Consider the following 10,791-nt stretch of genomic DNA (forward strand, 5'->3'; position numbering starts at 1 on the left):
GGCGGCCGGCTTGGGCGCCGCGGCGGCGGGGGGCTCGGCCGCGGGCGCGTCCTCGACGTCCGGCGGCGGGCCGGCCGGGCGGCTGGCCCGGCGGCGCGGGCGGGACGTCACGCCCGCGGCGGCGCCGTTCTCGCCGCCGTCTCCGGTCGCGGTCGCGGTGGTCTCTTCGTCAGTGCCTTCGGCGTTGGCCGCATCGGCTTCGTTATCAAGCATCCGGGCAATCTCCCGTCAGGCTCCCGGGCGCGACCGCTCGTTCCGCCAGGGGGCGGTCCGTGCGGTGCGCCGCGCGGGAGCGCTCCGTCAGTCATCGGCGTCGTCACCGCCGGACGGTCGTCCGGTCGTGACGACGAAGTCGTCGGGGGTGCGCCCGCCGTCCCCTGCGGGACCGGTTCCGTGTCGCCACGGCTTCGGTCTCACGATCAGGCGCTGACGGCATCCACGCTCGCGGGGTCCCCGGGGCGCGGCCGCGCGCCGCCGGCCGTGCCGGCGTCGTCGCCGGACGGCAGGCCGGTCTCCCGGTCCGGATCCAGAGGATCCGCGAGGCCACCGGTGGCCGCGTCCAGGGGCCCCTGCGCCAGCCTGGTCACCAGTGGCGGTGACGGCGGCGCGAGGTCGGCGACCTGGCGCAGTCCGGTGAGGATGTCGTCGGGTCGTACGGCCGGTGTGGAATGCCGAACAACCATTCGAAGTATCGCACAAGGGGCATCCGCCGCCTCCGCGGCGCGCCGGTCCAGCTCACAGGAGGACACGGCAGCGCGCACGTCGAACCGGCGCCGCCCCTTCTTCGTGAGGCGCTCGACCTCGATGTTCCCGGCGGCCATGAAGGCGGCCACGGCAGCGGCGGCGGCGTCCTGCGCCACCCCGTCCAGCCGGATCCGCCATTCGGACGCCTCGAGCCGATCGGCGAGCGCGGCCGGCTTGGCCTGCGCGTCGCCGGCGCGTCCCGGCCCGGCCGGCACGACATCCACGATGTCGAGCCCGGGGGGCAGGGCCGCGTCGAGATCGGCCTGCACCCGCGCAGGGTCGCGGGTCTCGGTCAGCCCGATCTCGAGGTACTCCGCCTCACTGGCAACCCCAGTCGCCGCCGCACCCGCGTACGAGATCTTCGGGTGGGGGGTGAATCCGCCGCTGAACGCGACAGGGATCCCGGCGCGCCGCACGGCGCGTTCCACGGCCCGGGAAATGTCGCGGTGGCTCGTGAACCGCAGCCTGCCGCGCTTCGCATAGCGCACGCGCAGGCGCTGGATCACGGGGGCCGGCGCCGGTCCCTCCGGCATGGGTGCCAGGGTTCTGGTCCTTCCTACTCGCGTCGAGTCGAAAAACAAGGTCTCTCTATAGAGTACGGGGCGGCGGGCATCGTTGTGCCGGGCCCGTCCCCCGGACGGCCGCCCCCGCGCATGCCGCGGACCCGAAAAGCCCGATTCCATGGGCGATTCGCGGCCGCGGCGCGCGATGTCAGACGACCGAAAGCGGAAGCAGCTTCCGGCCCGTCGGACCGATCTGGATCTCCGTGCCCATGGTCGGGCACACGCCGCAGTCGTAGCACGGCGTCCAGCGGCAGTCCTCGACCTCGGTCTCGTCGACGGCGTCCTGCCAGTCCTGCCAGAGCCACTCGCGGTCCAGGCCCGCGTCGAGGTGGTCCCAGGGCAGCACCTCGACCTCGTCGCGCTCCCGGACGGTGTACCAGTCGAGGTCCACGGGCTCGCCGGCGAAGGCCTTCTCCGCGCAGGCCGTCCAGCGCTCGTAGGAGAAGTGCTCGCTCCAGCCGTCGAAGCGGCCGCCGTCCTCCCACACCGCGCGGATGACCTTGCCGACGCGGCGGTCGCCGCGCGACAGCAGGCCCTCGACGATGGACGGCTGGCCGTCGTGGTAGCGCAGGCCGATCGCGCGGCCGTACTCCTTGTCGCCGCGCAGCTCGTCCTTGAGGGCCTTGAGGCGGCGGTCGACGGTCTCGTGGTCGCACTGCGCGGCCCACTGGAACGGGGTGTGCGGCTTCGGCACGAACCCGCCGATCGACACCGTGCAGCGGATGTCCTTGCGGCCGGTCGCGTCGCGGCCCGCCTGGATCACCCGCTTGGCCATGCCCGCGATCGCGAGGACGTCCTCGTCCTCCTCGGTGGGCAGCCCGCACATGAAGTACAGCTTGACCTGCCGCCAGCCGTTCTCGTACGCGGTGGTGACGGTGCGGATCAGGTCGTCCTCGGTGACCATCTTGTTGATCACCTTGCGCATCCGCTCGGAGCCGCCCTCCGGCGCGAACGTCAGGCCGGAGCGGCGGCCGCCGCGGGAGAACTCGTTGGCGAGCGTGATGTTGAAGGCGTCCACGCGGGTGGACGGCAGCGACAGCGAGGTGTTGGTGCCCTCGTAGCGGTCGGCGAGGCCCTTGGCGACGTCGCCGATCTCGCTGTGGTCGGCGCTGGACAGGCTGAGCAGCCCGACCTCCTGGAAGCCGGACTCCTTCAGCCCCTGGTCGACCATCTCGCCGATCGTGGTGATCGACCGCTCCCGCACCGGTCGGGTGATCATCCCGGCCTGGCAGAACCGGCAGCCGCGGGTGCAGCCCCGGAAGATCTCCACGCTGAACCGCTCGTGCACCGTCTCCGCCAGCGGCACCAGCGGCTTCTTCGGGTACGGCCACTGGTCGAGGTCCATGACGGTGTGCTTCTCGATCCGCCACGGCACGCCCGGACGGTTCGGCGCGACCCGCTGGATCCGCCCGTCGGGCAGGTACGTCACGTCGTAGAAGCGCGGCACGTACACCCCGCCGGACGCCGCGAGCCGCATCAGCAGCTCGTCGCGGCCGCCGGGCGACCCCTCGCCCTTCCACTCCCGGACGACCTCGGTGATCGCCAGCGCGATCTCCTCGCCGTCGCCGAGCACCGCGGCGTCGACGAAGTCGGCGATCGGCTCGGGGTTGAACGCGGCGTGCCCGCCCGCGACCACGATCGGGTGCTCGTCGGTGCGGTCCGCGGCGTCCAGCGGGATGCCCGCGAGGTCCAGCGCCGTCAGCAGGTTGGTGTAGCCCAGCTCGGTGGAGAACGACACCCCGAACACGTCGAACGCGGCGACCGGCCGGTGCGCGTCCACGGTGAACTGCGGGATGCCGTGCTCGCGCATGACGGCCTCCATGTCGGGCCAGACCGAGTAGGTCCGCTCCGCCAGCACGCCCTCGCGCTCGTTCAGGATCTCGTAGAGGATCTGGACGCCCTGGTTCGGCAGCCCGACCTCGTAGGCGTCCGGGTACATCAGCGCCCACCGGACGTCGGCGCCGTCCCACTCCTTGACCTGCGAGTTCAGCTCACCGCCGACGTACTGAATCGGCTTCTGCACGCTCGGGAGCAGCGGCTCCAGGCGCGGGAAGAGCGACTCGACAGGCATGGCGGTGTCCTCCGTGCTGCGTTCAGGGGATGAGGGCCCAGCCTACCGCCGCGCCCCAGTCGAACGGTCTCAGTCGAACGGGCGGCGGCGGATGTGCACGGCCTGCAGCAGCCCGAAGGCGATCATGTTCGCGAACGTCGCGGAACCGCCGTAGGACACGAACGGCAGCGGCAGGCCGGTGATCGGCATGATGCCGAGCGTCATGCCGACGTTCTCGAACGTCTGGAACGCCAGCCAGCACACCACCCCGGTCGCCACGAGCGTGCCGAACAGGTCGGCGGCCTGGGACGCGATCCGCAGCCCGCGCCACAGCACGACGCCGAGCAGCAGGACGATCACGGCGGCGCCGACGAAGCCGAGCTCCTCCCCCGCGACGGTGAAGATGAAGTCGGTCTGCTGCTCGGGCACGAAGTGCCCGCCGGTCTGCTGGCCGTTGAACAGGCCCTTGCCGAACGGCCCGCCCGAGCCGATCGCGATCCGCGCCTGCTGGGCGTTGTAGCCGGCGCCGCGCGGGTCCGCGGACGGGTCCAGGAACGCGGTGAACCGGTCGATCTGGTACTTCTTCAGCAGCCCGAAGAAGAACACGGCGGCCCCGGCGGCCGCCCCGCCCGCGACGAGCCCGACCAGCCAGCGCTTCTGCGCCCCGGAGACCGCGAGCATGCCCAGCACGACCGCGATGAACACCAGCGTGGTGCCGAGGTCGGGCTGCAGCATGATCAGGACGCCGGGCACCCCGGCGAGGGCCAGCGCGAGCAGCACGTCCCGGCGGCCCGGGCCGATCTCGCCGTCCCTCGGCTCGCCCAGGATCATCGCCAGCAGCACCACCAGGCCGACCTTCGCGAACTCCGACGGCTGGATCTGGAACCCGCCGCCGACGACGATCCACGAGTGCGATCCGTTGATCGTGGAGCCGAGCGGGGTCAGCACCGCCAGCAGGCCGACGCACGCCAGCGCGTACAGGATCGGGACGTAGGCGCGCAGCAGCCGGTAGTCCAGGACGGTGACGACGCCGCCCAGCACGAACCCGATGATCAGGTTCAGGATGTGCCGCTTCAGGAACCCCTCGGGGTCGTCGCCGTGCTCCGCCGCCAGCTGGAACGTCGCGGACCGCACCAGCAGCGCCCCGACCACCGACAGGACCAGCACCGTGACGGTCAGCGGCCAGTCCAGCTTCCGCAGGCCGGCGAGGCGGCCCTGCCACAGGCTCCGGTCGCCGTACCCGCCGACCGACCCGGCTCCCGTGCTGTTCAGCATCGTCCCGCTCCGATCGGCGGCGCGCACCGCCGCGCGCCCACGTGGGTCGCGGCGCCAACAGCAGTCTGCGCGGCGGTCTCGGCGGTCGGCGCGGCGGTCACGGCGCGGTCCCCTGGACGGGCGCCTTCGGCAGGTCGGACGGCAGCTTCCCGTCCGTCAGCAGCGGCTTCTGCTTCTTCGTCCCGTACATGGCCTCCCAGATCTCCCGGACCGCCGGGGCCGCCGTCACGGCGCCCTGCCCGCCCTGGGCGACCATGACGATCACCGCGTAGCGCGGGTGCTTCACCGGGCCGAACGAGGCGAACCACGAGTTGTCGTCCTTGCCGTAGACCTCGGCGGTACCGGTCTTGCCGGCCACGTCGACCGTCTTGAAGTCGAAGCCGTTGAACGCCCCGGCGGCGGTACCGCTCTTGGTGACGCCCGCGAGGCCGCTCCGGATGTAGGCCAGCACCTTCGGGTCGACGGGCAGCTTCGTCGGCGGCGGCGCGGTGATCCGGCGCTCGATGCCGCCGTCCGGGCGCATCACCGCGAGGCCGAGGCGCGGCGTGAACAGCTTGCCGCCGTTGGCGACCGCCGCGTACGCGCGGACGAGCTGCAGCGGCGTGACCAGCACGTCGCCCTGGCCGACCGAGAAGTTCGCGGCGTCACCGGCGCGCCACACGTAGCCGTCGACGCAGTTCTCCGCCGCGACCGCCTTCAGGTACGCGGCGCGCGCGGGGTCGGTCTTCTGCACGTCGGGGAAGCCCGTCTTGGCCGCCTTGCAGTCGCCCTTCTTGGTGGCGTCCCAGTAGTCCTTCTTCCACCCGCGGTCGGGGATGCGGCCGCTCGACTCGCTCGGCAGGTCGATCCCGGTGGGCTTGCCGAACCCGTAGTTGCGGGCCATCTTCACCATCGGGTCCGACGGGTTCTTCTTCGGGTGCATGCCGCCGTCGCGGAGCCACTCCTCGTACGCGAACTTGTAGAACACCGTGTCGCACGACTTCACCAGCGCGGTGTGCAGGCTCATCGAGCCGAGCGCCTCGCCCTCGAAGTTGTGGAACGCGCGGCTGCCGACGTCGAACGACCCGGGGCACTGGTAGGTGCCGTTCAGCGGGTAGCCGTCGCCCACCGCCGCCGCCACCGACGAGACCTTGAAGGTGGAGCCCGGCGCGAACTGGCCCTGGGTGACCCGCGAGATCAGCGGCTCGCCCTTCTTCTTGCCGAGCAGCGCGTCGTACTCGTCCTGGGAGATGCCGCCGGTCCAGATGCTGGGGTCGTAGGTGGGGTAGCTGGCCATCGCGACCATCCGGCCGGTCTGCACGTCCATCACCACGGCGGCGCCCGCGTCGGACGGGTGGCCGCCCTTGCGGCCGTTCTCGATCGCGTGCTTGAGGGCCTTCTCCGCGGCGCCCTGCACGCCCGCGTCGATGCTGGTGACGAGGTTGCCGCCCGGTACGGCCGACTTCTCCTCGGCGGTGCCGGTGACGCGGCCCTGGCTGTCGACCAGCACGCGGCGGAACCCGGGCTCCCCGCGCAGCGCCGCGTCGTACTGGGCCTCCAGCCCGGCGCGGCCGATCAGGTCGACGCCGCTGTAGCCGGTGACCTTCAGGCCCTTGCGCTTGTCGAGCTCCTCCTGGGTGATCGGCTGCAGGTAGCCGAGCACCTGCGCGGCGGCCGCGCCCTCGGGCCGCGGATAATCGCGGACGGCCTGGACCTGCGCGGTCACCCCGGGGAAGTCCTCCTGCCGCTCCATGATCTGGAGGGCGCGCTTCGGGTCGACGTGGTCCTCGACGGGGATCGGCTGGTACGGCGAGCCCGGCCAGCACGGCCGCTTGATGCCGGGGCCGCACAGCCGGATTCGGTTCGCGACGTCCTCGTAGGTGGTGCCGAGGACGCCGGCGAGCCGGTCCATCACGGTCTTGCCGCCGTCCTTCTGCCGCGACAGGGTCGTGCGGTCCACGGACACCACGAGCGCGCTGCGGTTGCGGACGAGCGGGACCCCGCGGTCGTCCAGGATCATGCCGCGGACGGCCGGGACGACGATGTCGCGGGTGCGGTTCTGGTCGGCGAGCTGCTGGTAGTGCGAGCCGTCGAGGATCTGCATGGACCAGAGCCGGCCCATCAGGATCAGCAGCAGCAGCCCGACGAGCACGTACAGGACGACGAGGCGGAAGTGCGTTCTGGGATTCACAGGCCGCCGCCCCGCCCCGACATCGCGCGGTAGCGGGCGGCGGGCACCGACAGGCGGTCCCCGCGGGAGCGATCGCCGCGCTCGTACCTCCGGGTGACGCGCAGCACCGCCCAGACGACGAACGGGCTGGCGACCACGTCGTAGCCGACCTGCAGCGGCACCATGCTCGACACGGTGTCCCACTGGGCGCGCGGATCGCCGAGGATCATGCCGGTGACCGCGTACAGGACCGTGCCCGCGAGGGCGCCGGCGGCGACCGCGAAGAACGGCACGACCGTCTGCCGGTCCATCTCGGCGGACGCGATGCCGCACAGGTAGCCGATGAGGCAGTAGACGAGCGCGTACCGGCCGATGGTGTGGTCGGCGGGCGGGATGATGTCGGCGGCGAGGCCCGCGAGGAACCCGGTGACCATGCCGGTCATCGAGCCGAAGACGAGCGCGAGCGCCACCACCGCCAGCAGCACCAGGTCGGGCTGCACCCCGCCGGGCAGCGGCAGCCGGTTGGCCACCGACACCTGCAGGACCAGCACGGCCACGATCACCAGCACGGTGGTGAGGACGCGGCCCGTCTGCGACGTCTCCGGTGGGTTCAGCACGTCATCCCCCCGAGCTCGGGTTCGCGGACGGGGTGGCGGTGCCGTCCGCTTCGGTCTTGGGTCCCTTCTTGCCCTTCTTCTTCTTGCCGGGCGAGCCGCTGGGGGACGGCGTCGCGCTCGGGCTCGGCGAGGGCGGGGGGCTGGGTCTCGCGGGCAGCACCGCGTCGCGCGGGTCGGTCTTCGGCGGGGCCACCACCACGGCGACCACGTCGAGGCTGGTGAAGTGGACGAACGGCTTGACGTAGGCGGTGCGGGTCAGCCCGCCGGACGCGGCGTCGATGCGCTCCACGGTGCCGATCGGGACGCCCGGCACGTACGGGCGCTCGCCCTGCGAGCCGAGCGTGACGAGCCGCTGCCCGACCCGCATCGGCGCGCTGGCGTCCAGCAGCTGGAAGCGCAGCGGGGTGGCGCCGCCGCCGAGGCCGCGCCGCCCGGCGCCCTGCACGATGCCGATCTCCTTGGAGTCCTCCAGGCGGGACCCGACGGAGGAGGTCTGGTCGGTGGCGAGCAGCACGGTCGCGGTGGCGGGGCCGACCCGGGTGACCCGGCCGACGAGCCCGTCCGCGCTCATCACGGTCATGTCGGGGCGGACGCCGCTGCTGCTGCCCGCGTCGATGGTGACGGTGTCCTCGAAGCCCTGGCCGGCGGAGATCACCTGCGCGGCGAGGATCTTGTAGCCGCCCATCCCGGCGGTGCCGAGCAGCCGCTGCAGCTGCGCGGAGCGGCCCTGGTCCAGCCGGGTGGAGCGCAGCTGCTCGCGCAGCCGCTGGTTGTCGCGGGCGAGCCGGTCGGCGCGGCGCTTCTCGCCGGGCGCGTCGGTGATCGCGCCGAAGGTGTTGCCGACGGGCCGCACCACCGACGCCGACGCCCGCTCCACCGGCCCGAACACGGTCGCGCCGAGGCTCCTCAGCCCGCTGAGCGGCGAGTGGTCCCCGCCGCGGTAGTCCACGGTGATCATCGCGAGGGCCGCGACGAGCAGCACGCCGAGGACCGCGCGGGTGCGCCGGGTGTCCTTCACCCACCGACCTCCGGATTCTCTGGTCGCCGCCGGGAGTTCAGTGCCGCGACTCCGGCACGAGGACCTGCCGGAGCGACTCGAAGTCCTCGACGCACTTGCCGGTGCCGAGCACGACCGAGTCGAGCGGGTTGTCCACCAGGTGGATCGGCATGCCGGTCTCCTCGCGGAGCCGCTCGTCCAGGTTCTTCAGCAGCGCGCCGCCGCCCGTCAGGGCGATCCCGCGGTCCATGATGTCGCCGGAGAGCTCCGGCGGGCACTTGTCGAGCGTGGTCTTCACCGCGTCCACGACGGCGTTGACCGGTTCCTCGATCGCCCGCCTGACCTCCTCGGCGGAGATCACGACGGTCTTGGGCAGCCCGCTGACGAGGTCGCGGCCGCGGATCTCGGCGTGCGGCTCCTCGTCGCCGCCGGGATAGGCGGACCCGATCGCCATCTTGATCTCCTCGGCGGTCCTTTCCCCGAGCATCAGCGAGTACTCCTTCTTGGAGAAGGAGATGACCGCCTGGTCCAGCTCGTCGCCGCCGACCCGCACCGACTGGCTCGTCACGATGCCGCCGAGCGAGATGATCGCGACCTCGGTGGTGCCGCCGCCGATGTCGACCACCATGTTGCCGGTCGGCTCGTAGACGGGCAGCCCGGCGCCGATCGCGGCGGCCATGGGCTCCTCGATGATGTACACGCGGCGGGCCCCGGCCTGGTAGCCGGCGTCCTTGACGGCGCGCTGCTCCACTCCGGTGATCCCGCTCGGCACGGCCACCACGATGCGCGGCTTGGCGAAGTGCCGGCGTTTGTGGACCTTCTGGATGAAGTACCGGAGCATCCGCTCGGTGACGTCGAAGTCGGCGATGACACCGTCCTTGAGCGGGCGGACCGCCACGATGTTGCCGGGCGTGCGGCCGATCATCCGCTTGGCCTCGATGCCCACCGCGACGATCTTGCCGGTGTTGGTGTTGATCGCGACCACGGACGGCTCGTTGAGGACGATGCCGCGCCCCCGCACGTACACGAGCGTGTTGGCGGTACCAAGGTCGACCGCCATGTCACGGCCGAGAAACGACAGCTTGTTACCCATGAAGAAAGGGAGCCCTTCATGATTGTCGGGCGTGTATAGCGGCGCGTCCATCGTAACGTGCGGGCGCGCTCGCAGGCAGTCGCCCCCGCTCCGCGCGTCGCCCAAAAAACGGGTCCTGAGCAGCCCGCTTTTAGCTAAAGCACGCGGGCCGGAAACCTCCGGCCCGCGTGTCGTGCGCGACCCGTCCCGCGGGCACGGGGATGCCCGCGGCCGGTGGGCCGTTTCGCGCGGAGCGGCTGCGCGGCGGGAAACGGTCTGCCGGCCGTGACGGGGTTCCAGGGGTCGCCCCCTGGGGGAATTCAGCCGAGCTCGGGGAAGAAGAGCTTGATCTCGCGCTCGGCGGAGTAGGTGGAGTCGGAGCCGTGGACGATGTTCTCGCCGATCTCCAGGGCGAAGTCGCCGCGGATGGTGCCGGGCGTGGCGCTGACCGGGTCGGTGGCGCCGGCCAGGGCGCGGAACGCCTCGATGGCGCGCGGGCCCTCGACGACCATGGCGACGAGCGGGCCGCCGGTGATGAACTCGACCAGCTCGCCGAAGAACGGCTTGTCGGCGTGCTCCTCGTAGTGGGTCTCGGCGGTCTCGCGGGCGAGCGTGCGCAGTTCGAGCGCGACGAGCGTCAGGCCCTTGCGCTCGATCCGGGAGATGACCTCGCCGACGACGCCGCGCCGGACACCGTCGGGCTTGACCAGGACGAGAGTGCGCTCGGACACGTGTGTTTCTCCTTGAGGAATTCAGATTGGGTGAGCGCGCGAATCCTACCCGGCTTCGGGGGCCGGAGCGGATTCGGCGACGCGGCCGTGCCGGAGCGCGGTGCCGCCGCCCCGCTCGAAGGCGCCGCCGTGCCGTTCGGCGGCGCGCGCGTGGCGGGCGATGAGGCGCAGGGTGAGGGCGGCGAGCAGGACGGCCGCCGCGCCGGCGATGAGGAGCCAGGCGCGGTAGCCGTCGGCGAGCGCGTCGAGGCGTCCCGCGCCGGTGAGCGCGCGGATTCGCCGCAGCCGGTCCGCCTGCAGCGAGAGGACGCAGAGCTGTCCGGCGAGGACGGCGGGGAAGCACAGGGAGAGGCCGACCAGCGCGGCGCCGACGTGCGCGTCGCGCAGCGAGGCGGCGAGCGCCAAGCCGGCGCCGGTGCCGAGCGGGACGAGCAGGACGACCGGCGTCCAGCGCCCGGTGGGGCCGGCGGCGAGCGCCAGGCCGATGCCGGCGGCCATCAGGGCGTAGCCGGCCATGACGGCAGCGCGGGGGCGCGCGCGGGTCGCCGCGAGCGCGCCGGTCACCGTCGCCGCCGCCGCCGGGGGGGCCGGGC

Annotated in this window: 8 protein-coding genes and 2 pseudogenes; all 10 read right to left on the reverse strand. The window is 72.5% G+C overall.

From position 1 onward, the window contains the following. A pseudogene (locus ABZ914_RS37630) lies at positions 1-213 on the reverse strand (hypothetical protein); the annotation flags it as partial. A 206-nt stretch (positions 214-419) separates the two neighbouring features. Beyond that, positions 420-1,277: a TIGR03936 family radical SAM-associated protein gene (locus ABZ914_RS37635; protein ID WP_500199170.1), complete on the reverse strand. Its 858-nt coding sequence runs from the start codon at positions 1,275-1,277 to the stop codon at positions 420-422. Positions 1,278-1,455: 178 nt separating this feature from the next. Further along, positions 1,456-3,378: a TIGR03960 family B12-binding radical SAM protein gene (locus ABZ914_RS37640; RefSeq protein WP_500199172.1), complete on the reverse strand. Its 1,923-nt coding sequence runs from the start codon at positions 3,376-3,378 to the stop codon at positions 1,456-1,458. Between the two features lie 69 nt (positions 3,379-3,447). Further along, on the reverse strand, positions 3,448-4,632 hold the full coding sequence (gene rodA, locus ABZ914_RS37645; RefSeq protein WP_500199175.1) for a rod shape-determining protein RodA: 1,185 nt from the start codon (positions 4,630-4,632) through the stop codon (positions 3,448-3,450). Positions 4,633-4,729: 97 nt separating this feature from the next. Further along, positions 4,730-6,802, reverse strand: a complete 2,073-nt coding sequence (gene mrdA, locus ABZ914_RS37650) for a penicillin-binding protein 2 (protein ID WP_500199177.1) — start codon at positions 6,800-6,802, stop codon at positions 4,730-4,732. Next, positions 6,799-7,398, reverse strand: a complete 600-nt coding sequence (mreD, locus tag ABZ914_RS37655) for a rod shape-determining protein MreD (protein ID WP_500199178.1) — start codon at positions 7,396-7,398, stop codon at positions 6,799-6,801. Before mreD ends, mrdA begins: the two co-directional genes overlap by 4 nt. A 1-nt stretch (position 7,399) precedes the next feature. Further along, complete coding sequence (gene mreC / locus ABZ914_RS37660; protein WP_500199180.1) at positions 7,400-8,416, reverse strand: rod shape-determining protein MreC; 1,017 nt, start codon at positions 8,414-8,416, stop codon at positions 7,400-7,402. A gap of 37 nt (positions 8,417-8,453) precedes the next feature. Then, a complete protein-coding gene (locus ABZ914_RS37665; protein ID WP_151546476.1) occupies positions 8,454-9,488 on the reverse strand; it encodes a rod shape-determining protein in 1,035 nt (344 codons plus the stop codon). 299 nt (positions 9,489-9,787) lie between these two features. Next, a complete protein-coding gene (gene ndk / locus ABZ914_RS37670) occupies positions 9,788-10,198 on the reverse strand; it encodes a nucleoside-diphosphate kinase (RefSeq protein WP_190868302.1) in 411 nt (136 codons plus the stop codon). A 45-nt stretch (positions 10,199-10,243) separates the two neighbouring features. Continuing rightward, positions 10,244-10,791, reverse strand: a pseudogene (locus ABZ914_RS37675) (hypothetical protein); the annotation flags it as partial.

The organism is Spirillospora sp. NPDC046719 (genome assembly GCF_040645715.1).
Classification (GTDB): domain Bacteria; phylum Actinomycetota; class Actinomycetes; order Streptosporangiales; family Streptosporangiaceae; genus Spirillospora.